Below are 20,589 nucleotides of genomic sequence, written 5' to 3'. Positions count from 1 at the left end.
TGGTGCCAGTAATATGCAATATTACATACTTGTCACATAACACTACTTACTGCCACATATTGCCCCAAACGCCCGTTTTATGGAGTTTTTAAAGGATTTTAAAAAACACATATCAAGTTATATATTCGCAAAATAATAGCTTTTACTGTCACAGAATTGTCACAAATTTATTTTATGTAATTATATTTAATATTCTACAACCGTGGCGCCGCGCACCACGATTGCTATTTAATTTAGGCGCTACTCCCCGACAGCTTTTACTAGCGCGCTATGCCGTCGCGCACAGTCATTGTACTTCTCTACCACCCCAACTGCCCACGGGAGAATGTCGGCGCCTGTTGAGCCCTTTAACGGGCTTAATGCAGGGCATGGCTCGGTAAGGTTGGCCGGAACATTAACGGCTGCTAATGGCTTCGTTGACGAGGCGCACCCCTGAAGCATCCAGACAGACATTAGTGTACACAGGCACCCTAACAATTTTTGTAACTTGCGCTTGTCGTTCATCTCGTTTTACCTCGTTTTCTGCTTTTTGTTTCTCGTAATTTTGGCTGGCCTGCTGGGCCACTTGCTGCTGTTTGGCCAAAGCCTCTTGATATTGCCTTTGCGTTTCGTCTTTCCCTTTGTGGTAGCCGTTCTCATATTGCTTGTGGCCATAGCTAAGCATGATGAATAGAAACATTAAGGCCGCCAGCAACCACGCGCCAGCGGCCAAGTAATTAACGTTCTTCATGGCTACACCTCAAAATGTGGATAATCTTTGGTTTTCTGCCAATCCCCGCCCCAATTAATGGAGACATTTAGTTCCTTGGCGGCTTGCTTCATGGCTTCGGCGATTAAACGGAATTTGGCCAAATCGTTCCAGTCTACCGGATAAGGTACCAAATCTACGGCGCGCCCTTGGGAATGCTTACTCGCAAAAGGATTATTTAGCCACGTAACTTTACTAATGTTGGGTTGTGCGTATTTCGCCGGCACACCTTTCTGTGTACATTGCTGGGCAGTTCTACCCTTGCCATAGTTAATGCAACATTGCTCACGGGAGCGCAATCCCTCCGTTACCATGAAATCTTGTTTGGCGATTTCAATGGCTCGTTGAACCACATTTACAAGGTTAGTATTTACCCCCTGAAGATTAGTTAAAGAACGCTTACTTAATTTGTACATATCAAAACCTTTCACGCATAAAAAAACAGCCCAAAGGCTGTTGGTTATTAATAGTTGACAATTAGATTCTTACTAGGCATGATTGAAAAAGAGGTTTAGAACCCTCCTGCATAAGCGGTAATCACCCCGTTAGCGTGATTTTTTGTGCCTGTAAAAAATTTTATAAATGTCTATTCATTTAATTGATGACGTATGATTTTTTCTGGCCGAGAGGGCGAGGAATATAAGACCTGCTTGCAGGGAATAACTCCAGTCTCCTTATGCGGACGTTCTAACCTCTTGGCCGCCTATTTGGCGTATTTAGAACAAATTGCATAAGGAATCTATCATGAACGCTTTTCTAGTCCCTGTTTTCTCAGGCAGCTTTAATACTCAAACCGAACTTCTTTGTAACGCACGTGATTTGCATATAGCCTTGCAAGTTGGCAGGAAGTTTGCAACATGGATCACAGAGCGCATTAAAGAGTATGGATTTGTTGAAAATCAGGACTTTGTAGCTATTTCCCAAAATCGGGAAATAGGTTTTGGTAGAGGCAAAAAAGATTATCACCTTTCGCTAAACATGGCTAAAGAGTTAGCAATGGTCGAACGGACAGAGGTGGGGCGCGAAGTCCGTCGCTATTTTATTCGATGTGAACGCGAGCGTTATGATAGTAAGCCCCAATTAGTTATCAACAACCTCATCACCCAAGAACAGGCGCAGCAAATACAGTTGGCCGTAGAACAACGTAGCCAACGTACAGGCGAATCGTACCAAAGGATATACGCTGGACTACATGCGTATTTGGAAATCGATAGTTATAAATCGATGCCTGTAAAACATTTAACTGCCGCCTTAAAATACTTGCAAAGCATACCCGATGCGCCTGAACTGTTTAAGCCTGCTACTAACAATCAAACTTTGCTTAATCAAGATGGTAGATGGCTCGTCATCGTTAAAAATGCTACCGTAGAATACGTCAAAAACATTGACGGCTATAACTGCGTTGATGCAGATGTGTTTAGGAAACTCTTACGGCAAACTAAACAGCAAGCCGAGTACCTGATTGAGCTAGCCAAACGTATTAGAGTAATTCACGGTGAATGCAGCCTTTCAAGATTAGATGTTCCTATTGAAGAACTACATCCTAAAGTTATCATTTGATTGTGTAACAGATTCAAGCCAGCTAATCAGCTGGCTTTGCTACAAGCTTGAACGGCTAAAACGGTATGTCGTCATCTATATCATCAACCACCGGCGGGGATTGCTGATACTGGTGCGGCTGTCGCTGAGTTGGTGCGGGCGACGAGGTTGGCACTGATGCCACAGGGGCTGCGACATGACTTCCATAGCCATTTCTGTCGCTGCGCGCGCCATCATCCCGACTGCCTAGCATCTTCATTTCATTCCCGATGATGTCGTAGGCCAATCGCTCCACATTATCTTTGCCGGTGTATTTACGGCTTTGTATCCGCCCCTCTATGAAAATCTGATTGCCTTTGCGTAGATACTGGCTGGCGATTTCCCCTAATTTACCGTACAGCGTAATATTATGCCATTCGGTTTTAGTCTGTTGCTGCCCGCTTTTATCTTTCCATTTTTCATCAGTAGCAAGGGGGAAATTAGTTACCGCATCCCCACTGGGCATATAACGCGTTTCAGGGTCTCGGCCTAGGCGACCAACTAAAATTACTTTGTTTACAGACATAGCACCCCTCTTTAAGCGGCCATTAATAATACAGATTTTGCTAATTCGTCTAATTCACCTAAAAATTTATTAACCTCTGCTTCTAATTCGATTATTTTTTCATCGTCCCTAAAAATACGAACAGAACTGAAAGCAAGATTCTTTGGTAACCGGTCATCATAACTAACAAAATCGCACCATTTCCTACCCGTGCACACCATCTGCCATTGCATTTGCAACATATATTCGGATTTAGGTTTTTTAGTTCTGATGAAATCTAGGTGTGTAGATGTGTTAGGGCATTTAATTTCTAATAATCCATCATGCCCTACCAACCCATCAGGAGACGCCCCAGACATTTGAATGGTAGGATGGTTAATGAATCCGACTTCTTCAACTAACTCTCCAGTTAAAAGAATATAATTAGAACGGGCTTTGGGCTCAAGGTCGATGCCGCGTTGTATCGCTGCGTTTACAAAAATGCTTTCATGCACGCCGGTCAGGCGTTCGCAAAGCAACTGCGACATATAATTTTTACGTGCTGCCGCATATCCGGATTTAATTTTTGCTGTGACGTCGGCAATTCGGCTGCCTGTTACCTTACCAAGCCGAGCGGCAAACCATTCATCAGTTCGTTGCTCCATTTTTAAGCCTCCTTTATTTCCGCATCGACGGTATTTAATTCGACGTCTTTAGCAATATTAGATATGCGTACCATCTCATCCGTGCCTATGATTGCGCGCTGTTCTGTTGATAAGCTTCTAAAATGTTCACGAAGTAAATCAATATCGCCTTTCTGTGCGACTTGCTCAGCCTCCGTTATTAGATTTTGCCTTTCAGGGTTATGTAAATCGCCGGCAAATGGGTTAGGCTCATCTTCACCCACGCAATCTTTTGCGTTTTTGATTCTTTCTGCCTCGTCTTCGTCGTAAATTCCAGCAAAACCAAAAGCCAATCGCGCCGCCTGAATCATTGCCTTGTGTCTCAGCATGCGGTTAGGATGGGTTTTCCACGGCTGCGTGTTGCGTCTGCACTCACTCATAAATTCAGTAACAGAAACGGGGTGGGCGCGGTCTTTGCGGTAAATTCGACAAGTACAACTATTCTCGTTATATTCAAAATCCATCCCATCAAATTGCGAATTAGCATTTATAATCCGCGCCCAGCCATCAACGCCTACTACCGGAGTAATGCCGCCATTGCTTGGGAATGCATATATTTCAGATGTCCATGGGTTTAATTTGTATTGATTAGCAACGATTAACAAGGCCGCCATCTGCTCGGGGGTTACTTCCCCCTTGAATGCTGTTTTTTTAAGCGTTTCTATTAATCCTTGACCGCTTCCTAAATCAAAGGTTTTTGCGAGTTTGTTACTTAATTCTGTCAATTGTGTATTCACTTTGTTCTCCATAAAAAATAGCCAGCTAATTAGCTGGCTTTTGATTTTGTAACTTAATCAAATGTACTATTTGTCTACTTGTCGTCCTTATCTCCTATTATTTTTTCTGCCTTACTACAGACTGCATTGATTAACCTTTGTGCCATCCTTGGCGCGGTAGCCTTGAACGCATCTAATAGCGAAGTGGAGGCCATGCCGGCAAACACGCCAACGCCAGCAAACAGCCACGGATGATTCTGCGTGAAGTAATATTCGGTAACAGCAGCTGCAAACACCATGCCGATAACAATAAAGGTAAGGGTTAAAACTATCCCGTAGCGTTTGTAATCCGATACCACCAGCGCACCCAGAAAACCGCCCCCAAGGGCGAAACAGTTGGCCAAGGTGAATGCCTCATTCATTATTCACCGCCTTTTTTGTCTTCTACTCGCTGAGTGTGTTTAATGAGATTTCTACCCGCCAGCGCACACACTACGGCCAGTACGGTATAGGTAGTCATACCCGTAGACAAAGGCGGATAGGCGGCAATAAATGCCCCTGCAATCAAGAACCAGATTAAGGATGCCCATATCAGCAAGCAGCCTGAAATAATATTGCTGCGGCTGGATTGGAAGACAGCAGCGCTTAGCTGGCTAACAGATACGATGAACAGGACGGCAACCAGTACATCAGGGTGCAGGTGCTGAAATTTCTCGTAAAGGTCTTCCTTTAGCATTTCATTTCCATGCAAGGCAAAAACCACCGCAAAACCCAACATGACTAACCCGCTGGTAATCTCAATGACGCGTGTACAGGTACCGAACAAAAAATTCTGAAACCACGCCGGCAGAAACCGGAACTCAACCACCCAGTCCAGTGCCTTATGCAACCATTTAAATGCCTTTTTCATAACTATCAAACTCCATAAAAATACCGGCTAAAAGCCGGTTTGAATTCATTGTTTAGCCTAAGGGGTCTTGCTTACCCGATTGCCCTCCGTTTGTCGCGTCATTAATGTTGCCAGTATTGCCCGACCCACTACTGCCCCCATCACCCATCGACGGTGCATTTACATCCGATTTTTTAACGTTGATGAACATTTGCATTAATTCGCCGCCGGTTTCAAACACAGTCAGAGGGGCACCCATATCGGCAGTATCGTCATATCCGCCCAGCACGCTGCCGAACTCATCATCTCTTAATGGGTTTTCAAAAACCTTTACATCCGAGATAGCGCCGTTAAACGGGTATATAACTTTGTTTTGACAAATTGGGGATTCGTCTTGATTAACGCCGAACAGCCACATATTATTCAAATGTACTAGTGGGCTGATATTCAGTTCTGTATATTGCCCATTGACAAAAACCCCAGCCAGTCCGGCGCGGTCGCCGCTATGAAAATTAAAGCCGATACTTGCCCACTGATTGTCTCCGTTTATATAGATATTAGTATCTGTTTTTTCTACATTATTTTCTTCATCATTTAATTTAAAATAATAGGTAACAATCTGCGAATTTTCTACGGCTATGATTAATTTTTCATTTTGCCGGCCTTTTGCTCCGTACAACACACATAACATCATGGAGGCATCAGTAAATTGTCCTATTTTTATTCTTAATGTCAGTGCATTACCAAATAACTTTGATGAAGTGGAGCTAATGGGGAGATTAAGAGGAACACCAGAATCGGTGCGGTAACTGCGTAATACCAAGGCGTCCGGATTGTCCTTGATTTTATATAATCCCATGGCTTGATTGCCCCCGACATCCAGATAATTTCTGCCGTTGACAGCATCCGTCCATGCTGTTCCGGCATCATACTGTGCAGCAGTAAACGGTAAACTCGCAACAGGACTGGGCGCAGTTGCAGAGGGGCTGCCGTTATGGGCATTGATGATGCCGAGTGGTTGATAATAACGCCATCCGTTATGGGCATATATTTTTACTAAAACACTCATGTTTACCCTCTTACAGCTTGCTTGCATTAAGAAAAACCGGAATATCGGCTATATCATTGGTGCCGCATAGTTCCAAAATGATTTCATCACCATCATGCATATTGCTGATAACGATTGGCAGGTTGTCAGCCTCGCCAGTAGCTGGCGGTAATATCTGGTTAGTGCCGTTCGTGGCGTCAATGGTTAAGCTTTGCCAATCAGGGTACATGGCCAGCGCTCGGTTGATGATGTAAGTATTGCCGGTTGTTTTGAATCCATGAGCAGTCGCCGCGCAAAGCACCCGCGTCCCCATCGGCCATGCTGCTGGCTGGGTATTTTCTACCCCAGCGCGCAGAATCATGAGCATGCCGCCTATGTTGCAGATATCTATTAATTCATAGCCCGAAGAGTCAATAGGCTGCAACGTCAGCCGCATAAAATGCGGCGGATTCGATTCGCTGCTGCTATTCGGCAGAATGGTCGTTATTTTTTGGGTGGACACGTCATCTAAAAATAGCATTGCCCCTTGTTTGTCTGCTTCAAGTTCCTGTTGTAACGCAACATTAAAGTTATTGATATACCATCGCATATTGTTACCTATTCTGTAAGCTGATACTCATCACGCTCAATTGTCCACCGCTTGCCGGCCAGTCGTTCGCTGATAAGAAAAAACCCCTTTTGATTAGGGGTAATGTGATATTGGTTGCCTAAAGAGTCTTGTAAATCCAGCGTATCCATCTCTTGTAATGACGGCGGCAGAAAATCTGTCCCGAACGGGTGAGCCGGAATAAATTTACCTTTGCTGGGATTGTATTTAATATCAATGATGGCGCTATCGGGATAGATGTCTAAACTCCACAGACTTAACTTACCATCTGATTTAATGGTGGTGAACAATTTGTAATCTTTGTCCGTGGTTAAATTGCCCTTTTCATCGTATTTATCGCGGTAATAAAAATCTAAATCCTGCTGATACATGAACTGCTGCGCCCCGTCAGAAGAATCAATACTCTGTATGTAATGGTCAGCATATTTGACATAAGGGGCGATTGCTGCGGTAATTTCTTCATCTGATTTAATTTCAGCCTGTTTCAGGGCGTAGTCTTTTATCATCTTCACGCCATATGCCAAATCGTCCGCGCACTTCCAGCGTGCTTCATATACGTTCAAGTTTTCGGGCGGGATACCCCAATATGCTTCACTTGCGCTAATTGTCCAAGTAAACGCCGTGTAGTAAGAAATAGGCGCATTAGCCGTCGTCCATTTATAAAACTGCGGCATTCCATCAATTTTAGGTATTTTTTTACCAGCGTGCTGTTCAATACAATAAATCAGCCAATTTTTCTTGTTGTCATTACTATCACTATTGGTTTCAAATGAGTTCCGGTTTTGGTACTTAAAATACAGCTCTAAATTAAAGTTAGAATCGTATCCATTGGCCTTATTTACATAAACGGTCAAGTATTGGTTTATTTCTTTGACCGCCTTTGTATACTGGTCGCGGTTACTGTTTAAGAGGTTTTCCGATAGTGGTACCGTGGTGAAAAATGCATTGGCATTCAGCTCAGTTTGTGTGAGCATTTTATAAAAGGTATCTTTTAGGGTATCAATTTTCAGCCATTCTCGCGTCAATATGCATTCTTGTGGCGATGCCCGTAAATTTACAGACAGCACGTCAAGGTTCATCCAGTATCTGTAATCAGATAAATTTTTATCTTCCTTAAATATTTTTTCATCAACAACGGCACGGTGTTTGTTTTTAAGCTGCAATTTGTACCAAGTGTACTGGCTAACCTTGGTGACGTTATCGCAGACAATCGCCGTAGGGTCTAAATACACGCGCACCTGTCGGCCGCTTTTGATGTCGAATAAACCATCAATCACACGAGCATTATTAATTGAGGGTAACCCCGTGCTCTCATTAAACCGCAGCATGGAATATATATCCAGACATAAAGTATTTTTATCCATGTCGCTGCCCTCGTTAATCATGCTCACCCCAGCCTGTCCTAATTGGCGCGGGCGATTAGGGGCGCGCTTGTAGGTGGGTCTGAGGTGCCCGAATATGGTGCGCAAATCATCTTCTAGGCTCATATGATTTATCCTTTCAAACAAGTTAAATGCGCGTAGGGCTCGTTGTGAGGAATATCAACATTTATTATCTGACTTACCCCATTCACATCCAAAGTATCTGTGCTTTTCTCCTCAACATCCGGCAGTTCTACCCGAAACGCGAGGCCGCGCAAGACTCTTTTGCCTTTGAATATATAACCGGTTTCTTTCCTTACATAGCCGTTAGCCTTGTACAACCTGAATTTAGATTGGCCAATACCAGCCCAGCCGCCCTCGTCCTGCTTGTCTTCCTTATCTTCGTCTTCATCTTCGTTTTTATCTTCATCTGGGTCTTGTTCGATAACTTCGACGCCATAGGCAATAGCGTAATCTTTTAAAATGAATTTGTTCTGATACGGCTCAGACGGCAAAACAGGCCGGTTAACCGGCTGACATACGGGGCTGAATTCTTTGCTGTTGCTGGCCGGATTCATGAAGAATTTACCGGTCAAGGTGGTTTTTCCGCGCTTGCTTTTAAAATCCCAACTGTGACTATACGCAGCTACTTTAACGTTTGCGTTAAATCTATTAGTTTGAATATGTACCGTGTCGGTTAAACTAATGAATGGCAAAAACTTGCAATCCAGATTGATACAGTTTTGCCGGTGACTTTCCAGCATTCTTGTATAAGCAATCTGCACGGCAACTTGATAACCGTTTGCAAATCCGTTTGGTATAACCTTATCGACGTTGGTCGCATAATCGCCATTGGGCTGCAATACACCCATGGGTAGCTTGTAATGCTTTTCGTTGCCCCAGTTTTTGGCGGTTTTATCTTCGTTGCTGTCGTGTTTGATACCGTACGTTACTTTCTCTTTTTTCTCTCCATGTATGGATATAGATGGCTGATTAAGCACGACAATGCTGTATTTTTCGTCAACCGCCTGTTTCCAGCGTTTAATGGCATGCCACGAGGCGGAGAGGGCATATAATTCACTGTCTTTACTGTCCGCCGTTTGTACGATATTAACGATGTTATTCCCGTCTTTATCCTTTTCGCCTGTAGGCTGATAGGAATAGTGATAATCGGCGGCACGCCACAGGATGCCGTTATAATATCCCGGAGGCGGTGCCCCTTTCGTTGCCCATTTTCCGGTAATCCACCCGCCTCCATTCGCGGCACTGACAACATCGGCAAGCTTTGGCGCCGGACTTTCTGCGGCCACTCTAACAATGTAATCATAATCGCTCATGAAGTTAAGATAACGATAACTAAACGTAATTTCCCGATGTATCAGGCGGTCATACTGGTGGTGCAGTTCTATTTCAACCCGATTTACCAGCGATACTGCACTACTTAACTCCAGACTCATATTCTCTAAGTAAATATCACAGCCACCCAGATGCCAATCTTCCTTGGTTTTGGGCAACCATGAAGTTAAGTGGCCCTGCCCCTTGGCATCATAATCAAAAGAAACAGGAATAGTGCTGAGACGGTCCGTTAACTGTGCGTTCTTGGTTTCGTAGTTTTTTTCCTCTCCAAATACTGATTCCGACCAGTAGCCGATGTGATGGATAGTATCCAAACTCATTTTTTCCACGGATTTACTGCGGTCATGAGTGGCTGTTATATTGCGCAAACGTTCCGAATAATCTATTTTGGGCATATCCACAACCCCAGAAAATACTTGATATAAGTATTTATCCGTTTGCGCAAATATTACAATGGGCTGGTTATAGTACTGGTACAAATCAAGCTGGCCACAGGGCTCCAGTAAATACAAATTTGCGGTAGCTGATTCTTTTTCCGTGAAATGTACTTCACATGAGCGAACTGCATTACATAATTCAATGCCGGCAATAAATATACGTATTGCGTATTTTTCGCCGTCAAACCCCTTGGCAAAATTGGCGCGCATAAACCGGTTGTGCGCACGATTAAGCACATGCTGACTTAATTGTAAAATTTCGGCATCCGCCACAGGGTTAACTATTCGGGCAATGCTCAGCAAGTCCCCTCCGGTATCTACCTTACGGTAAACACTGCGCGAAATGGCTAACAATTCCCCTGTCTGCTGTCTGGAATGCACAGAACAACAAATCTTTAGTAATTCCGTGCCGGCATATTCTGCCCCCTGTTCATTATCAGCCGTAGCCAGTAAGAATGTATTAAGTGGAGATAAGCCAAGCATTTTTTATTCCTATCGCTAGCCCGTTTGTACAACCGTTTCGGTTGTGGTTGCATTTAATCTGATGCTAATGCACGGGTCTGTGCGGTCTGTGCGTACCGCGTTATTAGAGTTGGTCACCCTGATATAAACAGGGATAGCCGTACCGCCCTTTAGCTCTGTCCCAATGGCCAAGGCTTCACCAGATACGGCGCTGCCAAGGTCGGATTGCTTTAAAGCCATGCGAATATCTGTCGGCTGGAATTTTGCCCCAAGATTGACGAATACCAGTCCGCCGGAAGTGCATTCACTGCCATAATCCGTACTCCATGCCGGCTCATTACTGCCCGCCTGTCCATTGCCTAAGCATTGATACATACAGCCATTAGCCACAGTAGGCTCAACAATGTTGCCAAAACTATACGCGCCGCCGGCCTGCCATTTTTTTAGCCGGCTGGCCGGTATTAACATGATTTGCTGGTCAGTCTTAGGCTTTAAGGTCTCATACACATATGGGCTACCAAAAAACAGTTTAAAATCACTAACGCCAACCCCGTTAAAGTCGAGCTGATAAGGGCTGCTTGCTTCGGTTGTCATTTTGGCGTCTGTATATAAAGTAAATGCCATAAAATGTCCTCAAAAAAACCGGCACTTAGCCGGTTATCTCATATCATTAGCTATACTGTGTAAGCTAATTTTTAAAATATCTTTGAACTGTTTTGCCCCGTCCGGCGTGTTAAACAGTCCTTTGAATGTGACATCTTTTTTCCCATCGCTTAATACAATTTGCACCACCTCCGAGGCCTTTAACAGTTCGTTCATGTCCTTGTTTATCTGACTGGGCGGGTTAAAGCTGGTCGGCAATGGCGATGGGTTTAAATTCTGCATCACAGGATTTGATGCGCGGCCAGACAGATAGCCAATGCCACTGCCGTCGCGCTCCTGCTGCCGTTTCTTTGTCCAGTACGCTTCTTCGCGGTCGCGATATTCTTTGCTGAATATGCTTAGCTGCTTGGTATCGTCACCGCTGCGGCTGGAATCCTTTAACTCCGCAGCAGCATCCGATAAATCCTTGGCAGCGGCCTTGGTATCTTTCTGCGCATCATCAAATGATTTAATTTGCCGCAGCATGGCTTCTGCCTGCCGCAACTGCTCCGGCGTCGCGCCCTCCTTGCGCAGGCCGTACAATTGCCGCTGGACTGAATCCATACCCAGCGTGGCCACCTGTTCTTTCAGCCCCTCCAGTGTCGCTAAAACAGATTTCTGCTTCTGTATCTGTTCAGTTAATGCGTTTACCGCCTGAGCCTGCCGTATTTGCTCGTTGGTCGCATGCGTTAGCCCCATCCGAAAGGCAATTAACGCATTTTTGCCGCCAAACAGTTCTGCGCGCGCCTCCTGCGCCTGCTGAATCATGTCTTTTAACGTTTGTTGATTCTGCAACTGCTCTTTATATGCTTTGCTTTGCGCCTGTAACTGTTTAGCCTGCTCAATCTGCGCACTGGTGGCATTCTTTGCAGACAACTGAAACAAGGTCAGGCCGTCCTTGCCCGCAATTAATTCCGCCTTTGCTTCTTCGGCGCTTTTGCCCAGTGATTGCAGAGTATCAGCAACGGATTTAATGTCATCTATCTGTTGCTGTAATTTTTCTTGCTGTTTTTGCTGTTGGGTGTATTCTTTCAGCTTCTGGCCGGTCATACCCTCGGCATTCGCTTTGGCCACCGCTTCGGCAACCCCGCTAGACAACCCGCCGGCCATCAGTTGCTTCTGTTTTTGCAGCAGGTCAATATTCTTTTTCTGGGCGTCTATCAGCTTCTGAATGGCGGCGCTGGTCTGCTGGGCCGCGGCCGCGATTTGCTCAGATGATGCTTTAAACTTAGGCGCAACCCCGCCCATAGCATTAACTGAATCTGCCGCCTGATTGGCTTTTTTAGCGACATCTTCGAGTGCCATGGCCTGAACAGCCAGCTCGCCCGCCAGTTTAGAATCATGCCTGATTCCGAACAATTTGTTTAACTGCTGCGTACCCTCTGCGGCGCTAATCCGGCCAGCGTTAATTCCTGCAATTATGCTTTTGATTTGTTTATCAATTTCAGCCAATGGCATATTACGGGTTTGCCCCATCCCCATTAGGCCGTTGTACCTCTTTTGTAAATCATCAAGTCCGCTGCGGAATTCATGGGCGGACTGCTCGTAAGCGTCTTCTGCCTGTTTGCGTAGTGCCTGTTTACCGGTATCAGATGCCTGCTTGTATTTGGCAATCAGTTCATCCAGTGAACCTATCTGCGTCTGGAGGGAATCATTAACCGTTTTAGAGGCCTGCCGGATTTGATAGTAAGCATAAGCCGCTGTAGCCAGTCCGGCAGCTAACCCCACCCATCCGCCCTTGGCCATGCTGGCCACCCCTCCTGCGACTTCTAACGCGCTGGCGGCTCCGGCTCCTCCCTTAGCCGCATTGCCCGCCCCGCCTGTCTTAGCAGCGGCAAGCAATTTGGCAGCGGCAGCCTCTTTCAGCATGGCCGCGGCTGACTGTTTTGAGGCGGATATTTCGGCATACTTGCGCACTATCACCATGGTAATAGAGGCAGCATATTTGCCGGTATAAATGGCCGATACGGTACTAAGCACCGTAGATACGGTGCCGAGATGATTGCCCAGCCACTCCATGACCGCACCGGCTTTACGTGTGGCGCCGCTGGATTCGTTCAGCGCACCAACATAGGACATGACTTTGTTTTTTAACGAAGTAGCAGATTGTCCTATTGTTTTGTCCATCTTGCCGAACTGGGCATTGACATCGGCGGACTGTTTTAAAATGGCGTTGGCCACCGCCTCAGATGTCAGCTTGCCATTGGCGGCCAGCGCGCGCAACTGGCCAACGGTTACGCCTAACCCTTTCGCCAAGGTTTGCGCCAATCCGGGCGCCTGTTCAAGGACTGAATTAAGCTCTTCACCGCGCAAGGTACCGGAGGCAAAAGCCTGAGATAACTGCACCAGTGCTGCGGCCTGAGATTCAGCAGAACCGCCACCGATGACCATGGCTTTATTGATGGTATCAGTTAGTTGCAGCAACTTTCTGCCACTGATTCCGGTTTGTGCCTGCGACATGGCCAGTTTGTTATACAACTCAGCCACTGTACCCAGTGATTGACCGGTATTATTGGCGCTGGCCATTAACTGGCCGCGAACCTGCTTCAGTTCATATGAAGAACTGATAACCAATTTCAGGCGGTTATTGACGGTCGTCCATTCATCCGCCATAGCGGACAATTGACGCGCACTTCCAATACCGAGCATGGCAATAGCTAAGCTTTTAACTTTAGCGGTGGCGGCATCAACTTTCGAATTAAAGTCATTCAGGCCGCTGCTATCTATCACCCCAGCTTTAATGACCGCCGGAGCGGTAGACTCTACTTTGGCCACTTTGGCAGGAGACGGCTCTATGGCTTGCGGTCTGGCCTTTCTGGCGGCATTTAAAGCCGCTTCCTCTGCGGCTAATTCGCGCGTATTGATGGTGGCGAGTGATAACAGGTCATTCTGTTTGCCATAGGCAAGCAAATGCGCGTTTAAGCGCGCTGAATCATTTTGATATTCCTCCCCGACCCTTTTTAACTCTTCTTTATACTTGCGTACTGAAACAGCCGTTTCTTTAAACGCCTCTACCTGCTTCATAGTGACGCCAAGATTAAGCAGGGTTTGTGCCCTCGTATTAATTACGGCATCACTTAAGCCATTGGCGCTGCTTGCTGAAGATTGATAGGCGCGCATCAAGGCCTGTGTGGATTTTTTGGCCTGCTCTTCTGTGCTGCGTATACCAGCAATAAACCCGCGCGCATCAAGGCCGAAACCTATGGTTATATCATCAGACATGCTGGCTCCTTTCCCCTACCATTTTTCAAGCGGACAGTGTAGCCCCCATATTCTGGCCTTAGGCTTGATGAAACACCCACAGCGGCCGCACCTATCAAACGTGTTAATTGGTGCATCAGGCTTTGTATCCGGTACCCAACGCACAATTTCTGCACACCCAGCGCAAATTGCTTTTTTTTGCTCATAACGGCTGCGACTGTCCTGCCTAGCCTGTTCGCCTTGATTGCAATCACATCCCATATTTGCACCTATAACAAAACAGCGGCGCAAGGCCGCTGGCTTACTACAACCCGAATGAATCCAGATAGGCGTCTACATCATCCACTTCATCTGCATTGCCTCCGGCGTCATCTTCGTCAAATTCATCATCAGCGGCATTGGGTAACAATAAATCCTGTAGCGTGATATCCTCATTACCTGCCGCACGTGCCGTAACAAGCGTGTTATAGGCAAAATACTGTTCAATTCGCCACTGCGGAAAGCCGTAACGCTGGTAATATGCTACATAACGATTAAATTCACTTACCGGCCATTTGTCTATCTCAAAAGCCGGCAAATGCAACGCAAAAGACAATTCAATTATGAGTTTTTCGCGTCTTGTGACAGCTTTTTTAACCCTTGCTCCCCGTTAATCTGGAAAAAATATTCATTGACCTTGGCTAATACTTGGCTCGGCAATTCTGCCAGAAAGGCAACGTCCTCCCGATTGTCAGGATGAAACATAGGCTGCCCAGTGCCATCCAAAATCATCAGGGCTTTTTCCCGTACGCCGTTTAAGCCATCATCGTAACTATTTTCAAATTCGTCACAGCGCCGGAAAAAATCCGCCATTTCGCGCACGCTGAGCAATTTGACAAACAACCCCTCATACGGGGCGATGTCCGGAACAGGACTAATGACGGACTTCATATACTGGCGCGCATTGTTGATGAATGCGGCTTTTGGGTCTTCTGTGTTATGGGTTGTGGTCATGTTAAATAACTCCGCTGGTGGTATCTAGTTTGCGTTGACGTCCGATAATTTTAAATTCAATGGAGAATTGCCATAAATCGCCGCTTTTACCGTCTTGATCAAAACTAGTAATTTTGCCTTGATAGCCGCGTAGGGTTTTGCTTTTTTTAGGCTTCACGGTTAAAAATATTGTCTCTGTTTCTTCGGCCATCTCTTCTAAAAAGTCCTGTACCTTTTTATCAGGCATCCATAATCCCGACATACTGATGGTGCCTGATTCTTTTTGAACTTCTGTTACGGGGTCTTCATCGCAATTGGTGGTGACGTCTTTTTCTGTAGTTTTAATAGGCGATATTTTGATGCTTGAAGCATCACAAAACGGGTAGCGGATTAGCTTTGTAAATTTCGCATCGGTGATGGTGCCTAAATCTTCGCCATTTAATCCAATCACGGCAAAAGAGTCTTCCGTATTGACACTCACGAGGTAATACCCATTAATTGCGCTGTTGGTTTCACTTTCAATCCAGATAGCATCTGATGTACTTAAACCATGCGCCAGCGATGTCGCAATAGCCGGCTTAGAGTTACTCAGATTGGTAATTTCATTTGTCGGGACATCGGGTAAATCAAAAACAGCGGTTTGATTGGTAAAAGGCGTACCGCGCTTGGTGCTTATTCGGGTCTTTTTTGGTGCTTGCGCCATATCTAACTCCATAAAAAAAGCCACGGTTTCCCGTGGCTGGTAAAAATCATTTGCTTACTAAAAAATTAAATAATCAATTGTTGCTTGATACTTCTTGCGCTCAATGTCGTATGAGAAAATAGGGGAGGTCTTTAGGTCACAATCTATTTCTTCTGCTTCCTGTAATATGGCCATCACCTGCTCCACGCATTGCGCGCGCTCCTGCGGACTGTTGGCATAAATGTCTATTTGCACGCGTGGTCTAAACTGTTGGTAACAGTTTGTTCCATCTACTTGTCCGGAAATCACTGTATAACGCATAGCTGGCCACCAATTCGGGTCGGCACCGCTGTTCTGTTCTGGAATAAAGTCCGGATACACACGCCCGCCACACAAATCCCCAATCAAGCTGTAAAAAGCTGCTATTTCTTCCATTGCTTTTTAACTCCCTGAATCAGAACTTTAACTGCCTCCTTTCTGCCCTCCCCTTTTTTGCTGTCATACGCATTACGCATAAAGGGATGTGCCTGCGGCATGTTAATGCCATACTCTACAAACGTAGCAATCTGCCTAGCCCCTTTAGGGATTTCTTTAGAATTAGAAACAGTAACAATATGCTTTGAGGTCATCCCTAAACGTTCGCTAGGCGGCAGCCGCTTCATAATGATGCTGCGGGCGACGTGTCCGGGCTGAACGACTGTCGCTGTCTTGCCGCCAGTGCTGTTTTTGTTGTACACACGGTATGGCGCAGGGGCTTTGTAAGCGACCTTAACCGCCTCATCACGGATAATCGCCGCCCCCCTGCCGGTTGCTTTTTTGCTGATTTCGCCATTTACGCCATTAATCAGCTTCTGCATTTTTTTATGCAGCTCATTTAGACCGCTGACAGTTATTTTTACGCCCATGGCTAACCCTCATTGAGTCCAGTTGTACAGGGCAGGTTAATTGCCTCTGAATGCGAAGAGTCAGGCAGCACCGCTTGTATATTAAAAATAATGTCATTGTAGATAATGCGCCACTCGGGGCTAATGTTGGACGTCAGACTACTGCGGCGCACCTGAATGGATGCGCTGCAACTAGAAGAGTCCAATCCGTTTTTAATAAACTCACGGCCGGAAAGATAGGATATATTTGCCCACAAATACCCGACATTGACCCATTTTTTATCAAACTCTCCCAGCGTGCCTTTGCTCAGCTGTGGACGCTGTAACAACACCCGCTTGTCTAGTTTCCCTGCTGCAATACTCATTCTTTACCCCACATCATCATGTAAGGCTGCAATAAAAAAGCCACCCCACACGGTAGCCATGAGGCATTTAACGCGGAAACGGCTTCACGGTTTTTGTACCAGTGCGCAGTAATCAGCAGTAAAGCCATATCTACTGCATCGTTATAAAGCATGCCGTCTGGGTCGTTTTCCGGTATTGCCGACTCGTACCAATTCCGGTTGGTGTACTGTTTTACCGCCTCCTTAGCTGCCGCTAGATAAATCATCAGCAATCCATCTTCGCTGTTATCATCAATCCGGCAATTCTTGCGAATATCATTAATTGTAATCATCATGACCCCAGCCGCCCCTGAGTGGGGCGGGATGAACTACATTAGTTAGTTTTGTCAGACTGCGGTGGCAAAGTGAACTGTACCGTACCGGTTACAAACGCTTTTGGAGAGTAAATAGCCAGCGCCAACCGTTCCTCACACCGAATAGTGACCATGTTATTTACAAAATCATCTTCATTATTAAAGGCAATAGCCACCGCCATGTCCCAGCGGTCAAAAATCTGTGCCCCCATTTTGAAAGCACCGACTAAGAATTGCCCCTGCTTCATAGATGGCGTTACCACTACAGGTAACCCCCACAGCGATGGGGTAATCTGTCCTTGCGGATTGCCGATTACATAACGTCCGATGGCATCTTTAGACATTTCTATTTCTGTCCACTGCATTGGGTTAAGAACGTGGCCTGTCGCGCTGTATCCGGATAACGCAACTTGCAGCATCGCCAAGCGTAATTGGTCAATAGCATTGCTACAGGTTATAGTGGTTACATTCTGAAACGGTGTAGCGCTCTGGATTAAGCCTTTAAGTTGTCCTGTGCCATTTAACAATTTTTGCTCTTCTACCAGTCTTAAGCCATAGGCCAAGCGCTCATTAATCATTGACTGCAAAGCAGGCACATCACTCAACACCTGATTACTTGCTTTAATAAAGTGTGCGATTGTTACTACTGGCACCACTTCGGAGTCATAATTCAAATTGGATTCGGGCTTTCTTTTACCTTCATCGACTATTTCCGCAGCGTTTTCGAATAAGGTTTCTCTTGGCACTGTTATGGCAGGACTTCCTGTGTGTCCGGGACTCAGCAAGTCCCGCACCAGTAGCCGCTGATTAGGGGGTGTAACCACAGGCGTAATATGTGGTTGAGTAAGTGCGCCGGCGTTGTACCCTAAATTGGCACCTACGCCTATCGCTTTTGTGTCAATTTTAATTTTAATATTGTCCTCTGCTGATAGCGCCTCGGCAGACTTTAGAAGTCCAGATTTAGTAACCATCTCGCCAAGCGTCATATTTTTTTGCTCTGCAACCGGATTACGCACTTGTGACTGCTCTAACTCTTGAATTTGAGACTTCAGGCCAGTTATGTCCGTCAAAAGCTTGTCAATATCGGTTTTAAGCTCGTCGGTGACTTTATCCGACTTTTCCGTTTTGCCTCTAAGCTCTTCGCCAAGCGCCTTAACTTGGTCAAGCGCCTTGTTTGTCTCGTCCTGCTTTTGCTTCAATACGTTAGCCAGCTCAATTGCCTCGTTTCCGTTCGTATCTGCCATTTAATTACCTCTTAAAATTTGTATTACGTCATTCATCACAGAATTATGTTGTTTGGGTGCTGCCTTTTGTGACAGCAATAAAAAACCGCCGTCGTGTATGACAGCGGCCTGCTTTTCGTTAAATCCGTTTTGCCTCAATATTTCTTTAAACTCTTCTGAAGACGGTAGCCCGTGCTCAAATTTGACGCAGTTAACCCTTGCTTCTGGGTTAGCTGGAAAAATTACAATAGATATTTCATATAATTTAACCTCCAGTAATTTTGTGACATCTGTTTTGCGGTCGTGTTCTTTTTGTACCGGTTGAAATCCAATCGAAAGACCGTCAATTGCTTTAGCTCGTAACAGGGCATGCACTTCCCGTGCTTTTTCAATTTCCTTAATTAATAACTGACCCTCTACATATAAGCCGCGGTCATCTTCAACCAGCTTAGTAAAAAATCCAATTGGCTTGTCCCAATCATGATTAAACAATACCGGCGGCAATCGGCCTCGGGTTTGCCATTCGTTTAGCGTCTTAGTAAATGCGCCTCGCATCACAACATCGCCGTAAGAATCCTTGTTCCCACTAACCGAACCGTAACCCGAAAAAAAACCGTCATCACTGACGGATTTAATATCAAGTTGGACATCTAAATGCTTAGTTTTCATTATGTCTAATCCTTTAAAGGCTCCTTTGCTGCATGGTTAAGCGTCCCCATATTTAATTGAATGGTTAATTCGTCACCCCCCTCGACTGCTGGCAAGTCTTCAAGGTCGCGCACGTGATTACGCGTATAGATACCGTTTTGTACCATGGAGGTGTAAAAGCTCGCACGTTTATCCGGAGAGGCTCGTAACAAGCCCTCTGTGTTGAATTTAGGCGTTAGAATTTTACGTTCAGCAGGACTAAGCAATTTATGTTCAATCGCCTGCTCAATTCGTGTCAGTCTCGGCACCAGCACAAATGCTTGGAAACTTAATACCGTATTTTCGTAGCTTGATGCCCAGCTTGATGATTTACTGGTATGCCCTATCAGCTGCGGCGGCACGCCAAAACATCGGCAAATCTCTTCAATGCCAAAAAGCCGCGATTCCAGTAACTGCGCATCAATCGGGCTTAGAGATGGTGCGCGGTTGATAAGGTCAAAACCACCCTCAAGAACCGGCGTTTTACCAGCTTCGCTGGCTGCGGAAAATTTTTCCAGCCATTTCCTTGTTTCATCGCGCTGCTTCTCTGTCAATATGGATGTGCCACCCTGTCCCGCTCCTCTGTAAACAATCACATCACGCCCTTTAAAGCGGTTTTTGTAATCGTATGCGGTTGTGTCATTGGCATGAATTTGTAAACCGAGAATATCCGCGCCATACGACAAAGGCGAAAGGCCGGTTATACCGTCAACAGTAAAATCCTTAAGATGGAAGACATCACGCGCATTCAGTGTCCGAATGCCGTCCCCCTCGTTATATTCGTATTGCACCGCACCATTCTGCGCCCGTTTTATCGTCACTTTATCGGCGTCCAAAACCTCCAAGGATATAATTCGCTCGCCTTTGCGCTTAATTTCGGCAAAGGCGTTCCCGTGTATATCAATAGACGTCATCATTGCCTGCCAAAATTCCGCCGGCGTCATGTCGGCATTAGGCGCATAGCACAGAATGTCATATAACGGATGGTTTATCGCGCTCTTTTTGTCGGCCGTTCGCAAAGAAAATGGCAAAGTAGACACCAGACCAGACCGCAAATTGATACAAGACCAGACCGCAGAAAGTTTTAATGCCTTTTCAGGGGTAACCGTGACACCACTTACCGACGAGCCGCCCGATATTGGTGGCATCCGCTCGCCTTTGCCTAACTTCATTTGTGGGCGGAAAAAATTGACCAGATTTCGCCAAAATCCAACGTCTTGCAAAGTTCCCAT

26 protein-coding genes are annotated in these 20,589 nt (G+C 45.7%); 1 reads left to right on the top strand and 25 read right to left on the bottom strand.

All coding sequences use genetic code 11. The features are described from left to right. Positions 1–240 precede the first annotated feature (240 nt). Genes lysC through BHC43_RS00475 form a run of 3 tightly spaced genes read right to left on the bottom strand, consistent with a single transcriptional unit; the run spans position 241 to position 1,164 of the window. Positions 241–441: an Rz1-like lysis system protein LysC gene (lysC, locus tag BHC43_RS11040; RefSeq protein WP_100156173.1), complete on the bottom strand. Its 201-nt coding sequence runs from the start codon at positions 439–441 to the stop codon at positions 241–243. Continuing rightward, positions 395–730 (bottom strand): hypothetical protein, encoded by a 336-nt coding sequence (locus BHC43_RS00480; protein ID WP_100156172.1) that lies wholly within the window; start codon positions 728–730, stop codon positions 395–397. The genes lysC and BHC43_RS00480 overlap by 47 nt, the downstream gene beginning before the upstream one ends. 2 nt (positions 731–732) lie before the next feature. Then, entirely contained in the window at positions 733–1,164 is a 432-nt protein-coding gene (locus tag BHC43_RS00475) for a M15 family metallopeptidase (RefSeq protein ID WP_100156171.1), read from the bottom strand. Between the two features lie 328 nt (positions 1,165–1,492). Between BHC43_RS00475 and BHC43_RS00470 the strand changes: the two genes are divergently transcribed. Then, on the top strand, positions 1,493–2,308 hold the full coding sequence (locus BHC43_RS00470; protein ID WP_100156170.1) for an antA/AntB antirepressor family protein: 816 nt from the start codon (positions 1,493–1,495) through the stop codon (positions 2,306–2,308). A 55-nt stretch (positions 2,309–2,363) separates the two neighbouring features. On the opposite strand, the gene BHC43_RS00465 is transcribed toward BHC43_RS00470, so the two are convergent. The 22 genes from BHC43_RS00465 to BHC43_RS00360 all read right to left on the bottom strand — a co-directional run bounded on the left by BHC43_RS00465 (position 2,364) and on the right by BHC43_RS00360 (position 20,589). Next, positions 2,364–2,852, bottom strand: a complete 489-nt coding sequence (locus BHC43_RS00465) for a single-stranded DNA-binding protein (RefSeq protein WP_100156169.1) — start codon at positions 2,850–2,852, stop codon at positions 2,364–2,366. Between the two features lie 11 nt (positions 2,853–2,863). Continuing rightward, positions 2,864–3,475, bottom strand: a complete 612-nt coding sequence (locus BHC43_RS00460; protein WP_100156168.1) for a lambda exonuclease family protein — start codon at positions 3,473–3,475, stop codon at positions 2,864–2,866. A 2-nt stretch (positions 3,476–3,477) separates the two neighbouring features. Further along, a complete protein-coding gene (bet, locus tag BHC43_RS00455) occupies positions 3,478–4,230 on the bottom strand; it encodes a phage recombination protein Bet (RefSeq protein ID WP_218966435.1) in 753 nt (250 codons plus the stop codon). Positions 4,231–4,304: 74 nt separating this feature from the next. After that, a complete protein-coding gene (locus BHC43_RS00450) occupies positions 4,305–4,631 on the bottom strand; it encodes a hypothetical protein (RefSeq protein WP_100140197.1) in 327 nt (108 codons plus the stop codon). Continuing rightward, positions 4,631–5,119, bottom strand: coding sequence for a hypothetical protein (locus BHC43_RS00445; RefSeq protein ID WP_100156166.1), 489 nt, complete (start codon positions 5,117–5,119; stop codon positions 4,631–4,633). The genes BHC43_RS00450 and BHC43_RS00445 overlap by 1 nt, the downstream gene beginning before the upstream one ends. Positions 5,120–5,171: 52 nt before the next feature. Beyond that, positions 5,172–6,167, bottom strand: a complete 996-nt coding sequence (locus tag BHC43_RS00440; RefSeq protein WP_100156165.1) for a hypothetical protein — start codon at positions 6,165–6,167, stop codon at positions 5,172–5,174. 10 nt (positions 6,168–6,177) lie between these two features. Then, positions 6,178–6,735 (bottom strand): hypothetical protein, encoded by a 558-nt coding sequence (locus BHC43_RS00435; RefSeq protein ID WP_100156164.1) that lies wholly within the window; start codon positions 6,733–6,735, stop codon positions 6,178–6,180. Positions 6,736–6,743: 8 nt separating this feature from the next. Beyond that, a complete protein-coding gene (locus tag BHC43_RS00430) occupies positions 6,744–8,240 on the bottom strand; it encodes a hypothetical protein (protein ID WP_100156163.1) in 1,497 nt (498 codons plus the stop codon). 5 nt (positions 8,241–8,245) lie between these two features. Next, on the bottom strand, positions 8,246–10,390 hold the full coding sequence (locus BHC43_RS00425) for a hypothetical protein (RefSeq protein ID WP_100156162.1): 2,145 nt from the start codon (positions 10,388–10,390) through the stop codon (positions 8,246–8,248). Positions 10,391–10,405: 15 nt separating this feature from the next. Next, the gene (locus tag BHC43_RS00420) at positions 10,406–10,993 is read right to left on the bottom strand and encodes a hypothetical protein (RefSeq protein WP_100156161.1); all 588 of its coding nucleotides are present in this window, start codon (positions 10,991–10,993) and stop codon (positions 10,406–10,408) included. A 33-nt stretch (positions 10,994–11,026) separates the two neighbouring features. Beyond that, a complete protein-coding gene (locus BHC43_RS00415; RefSeq protein ID WP_100156160.1) occupies positions 11,027–14,233 on the bottom strand; it encodes a tape measure protein in 3,207 nt (1,068 codons plus the stop codon). After that, positions 14,218–14,418: a hypothetical protein gene (locus BHC43_RS00410; protein WP_144078723.1), complete on the bottom strand. Its 201-nt coding sequence runs from the start codon at positions 14,416–14,418 to the stop codon at positions 14,218–14,220. Before BHC43_RS00410 ends, BHC43_RS00415 begins: the two co-directional genes overlap by 16 nt. 98 nt (positions 14,419–14,516) lie before the next feature. Then, positions 14,517–14,807: a phage tail assembly protein T gene (locus BHC43_RS00405; protein WP_100156158.1), complete on the bottom strand. Its 291-nt coding sequence runs from the start codon at positions 14,805–14,807 to the stop codon at positions 14,517–14,519. 5 nt (positions 14,808–14,812) lie between these two features. After that, positions 14,813–15,205, bottom strand: a complete 393-nt coding sequence (locus BHC43_RS00400; protein ID WP_100156157.1) for a hypothetical protein — start codon at positions 15,203–15,205, stop codon at positions 14,813–14,815. 1 nt (position 15,206) lies between these two features. Continuing rightward, entirely contained in the window at positions 15,207–15,887 is a 681-nt protein-coding gene (locus BHC43_RS00395; RefSeq protein ID WP_100156156.1) for a phage tail tube protein, read from the bottom strand. Between the two features lie 57 nt (positions 15,888–15,944). After that, entirely contained in the window at positions 15,945–16,301 is a 357-nt protein-coding gene (locus BHC43_RS00390) for a hypothetical protein (RefSeq protein WP_100156155.1), read from the bottom strand. After that, on the bottom strand, positions 16,289–16,771 hold the full coding sequence (locus tag BHC43_RS00385) for an HK97-gp10 family putative phage morphogenesis protein (RefSeq protein WP_100156154.1): 483 nt from the start codon (positions 16,769–16,771) through the stop codon (positions 16,289–16,291). The genes BHC43_RS00390 and BHC43_RS00385 overlap by 13 nt, the downstream gene beginning before the upstream one ends. A gap of 2 nt (positions 16,772–16,773) precedes the next feature. Continuing rightward, positions 16,774–17,115 (bottom strand): phage head closure protein, encoded by a 342-nt coding sequence (locus BHC43_RS00380; protein WP_100156153.1) that lies wholly within the window; start codon positions 17,113–17,115, stop codon positions 16,774–16,776. Further along, entirely contained in the window at positions 17,112–17,429 is a 318-nt protein-coding gene (locus BHC43_RS00375; protein ID WP_100156152.1) for a head-tail connector protein, read from the bottom strand. Before BHC43_RS00375 ends, BHC43_RS00380 begins: the two co-directional genes overlap by 4 nt. Before the next feature lie 38 nt (positions 17,430–17,467). After that, positions 17,468–18,691: a phage major capsid protein gene (locus tag BHC43_RS00370; protein WP_100156151.1), complete on the bottom strand. Its 1,224-nt coding sequence runs from the start codon at positions 18,689–18,691 to the stop codon at positions 17,468–17,470. Then, positions 18,692–19,339: an HK97 family phage prohead protease gene (locus BHC43_RS00365; RefSeq protein WP_100156150.1), complete on the bottom strand. Its 648-nt coding sequence runs from the start codon at positions 19,337–19,339 to the stop codon at positions 18,692–18,694. It abuts the gene before it with no gap. Positions 19,340–19,344: 5 nt separating this feature from the next. Next, the gene (locus tag BHC43_RS00360) at positions 19,345–20,589 is read right to left on the bottom strand and encodes a phage portal protein (RefSeq protein WP_100156149.1); all 1,245 of its coding nucleotides are present in this window, start codon (positions 20,587–20,589) and stop codon (positions 19,345–19,347) included.

The organism is Snodgrassella alvi, assembly GCF_002777855.1.
Taxonomy (GTDB): Bacteria; Pseudomonadota; Gammaproteobacteria; order Burkholderiales; family Neisseriaceae; genus Snodgrassella; species Snodgrassella alvi_E.
The sequence above is the reverse complement of the archived record's forward strand: the minus strand, read 5'-3'. Positions and strand labels throughout refer to the sequence as shown.

Bases quoted from the DNA above. Each gene is read 5' to 3' on its own strand.
- lysC (WP_100156173.1), bottom strand. From the start codon at position 441: ATGCTTCAGGGGTGCGCCTCGTCAACGAAGCCATTAGCAGCCGTTAAT.
- BHC43_RS00480 (WP_100156172.1), bottom strand. From the start codon at position 730: ATGAAGAACGTTAATTACTTGGCCGCTGGCGCGTGGTTGCTGGCGGCC.
- BHC43_RS00475 (WP_100156171.1), bottom strand. From the start codon at position 1,164: ATGTACAAATTAAGTAAGCGTTCTTTAACTAATCTTCAGGGGGTAAAT.
- BHC43_RS00470 (WP_100156170.1), top strand. From the start codon at position 1,493: ATGAACGCTTTTCTAGTCCCTGTTTTCTCAGGCAGCTTTAATACTCAA.
- BHC43_RS00465 (WP_100156169.1), bottom strand. From the start codon at position 2,852: ATGTCTGTAAACAAAGTAATTTTAGTTGGTCGCCTAGGCCGAGACCCT.
- BHC43_RS00460 (WP_100156168.1), bottom strand. From the start codon at position 3,475: ATGGAGCAACGAACTGATGAATGGTTTGCCGCTCGGCTTGGTAAGGTA.
- BHC43_RS00450 (WP_100140197.1), bottom strand. From the start codon at position 4,631: ATGAATGAGGCATTCACCTTGGCCAACTGTTTCGCCCTTGGGGGCGGT.
- BHC43_RS00445 (WP_100156166.1), bottom strand. From the start codon at position 5,119: ATGAAAAAGGCATTTAAATGGTTGCATAAGGCACTGGACTGGGTGGTT.
- BHC43_RS00440 (WP_100156165.1), bottom strand. From the start codon at position 6,167: ATGAGTGTTTTAGTAAAAATATATGCCCATAACGGATGGCGTTATTAT.
- BHC43_RS00435 (WP_100156164.1), bottom strand. From the start codon at position 6,735: ATGCGATGGTATATCAATAACTTTAATGTTGCGTTACAACAGGAACTT.
- BHC43_RS00430 (WP_100156163.1), bottom strand. From the start codon at position 8,240: ATGAGCCTAGAAGATGATTTGCGCACCATATTCGGGCACCTCAGACCC.
- BHC43_RS00425 (WP_100156162.1), bottom strand. From the start codon at position 10,390: ATGCTTGGCTTATCTCCACTTAATACATTCTTACTGGCTACGGCTGAT.
- BHC43_RS00420 (WP_100156161.1), bottom strand. From the start codon at position 10,993: ATGGCATTTACTTTATATACAGACGCCAAAATGACAACCGAAGCAAGC.
- BHC43_RS00415 (WP_100156160.1), bottom strand. From the start codon at position 14,233: ATGTCTGATGATATAACCATAGGTTTCGGCCTTGATGCGCGCGGGTTT.
- BHC43_RS00410 (WP_144078723.1), bottom strand. From the start codon at position 14,418: ATGAGCAAAAAAAAGCAATTTGCGCTGGGTGTGCAGAAATTGTGCGTT.
- BHC43_RS00400 (WP_100156157.1), bottom strand. From the start codon at position 15,205: ATGACCACAACCCATAACACAGAAGACCCAAAAGCCGCATTCATCAAC.
- BHC43_RS00395 (WP_100156156.1), bottom strand. From the start codon at position 15,887: ATGGCGCAAGCACCAAAAAAGACCCGAATAAGCACCAAGCGCGGTACG.
- BHC43_RS00390 (WP_100156155.1), bottom strand. From the start codon at position 16,301: ATGGAAGAAATAGCAGCTTTTTACAGCTTGATTGGGGATTTGTGTGGC.
- BHC43_RS00385 (WP_100156154.1), bottom strand. From the start codon at position 16,771: ATGGGCGTAAAAATAACTGTCAGCGGTCTAAATGAGCTGCATAAAAAA.
- BHC43_RS00380 (WP_100156153.1), bottom strand. From the start codon at position 17,115: ATGAGTATTGCAGCAGGGAAACTAGACAAGCGGGTGTTGTTACAGCGT.
- BHC43_RS00375 (WP_100156152.1), bottom strand. From the start codon at position 17,429: ATGATGATTACAATTAATGATATTCGCAAGAATTGCCGGATTGATGAT.
- BHC43_RS00370 (WP_100156151.1), bottom strand. From the start codon at position 18,691: ATGGCAGATACGAACGGAAACGAGGCAATTGAGCTGGCTAACGTATTG.
- BHC43_RS00365 (WP_100156150.1), bottom strand. From the start codon at position 19,339: ATGAAAACTAAGCATTTAGATGTCCAACTTGATATTAAATCCGTCAGT.
- BHC43_RS00360 (WP_100156149.1), bottom strand. From the start codon at position 20,589: ATGGGAACTTTGCAAGACGTTGGATTTTGGCGAAATCTGGTCAATTTT.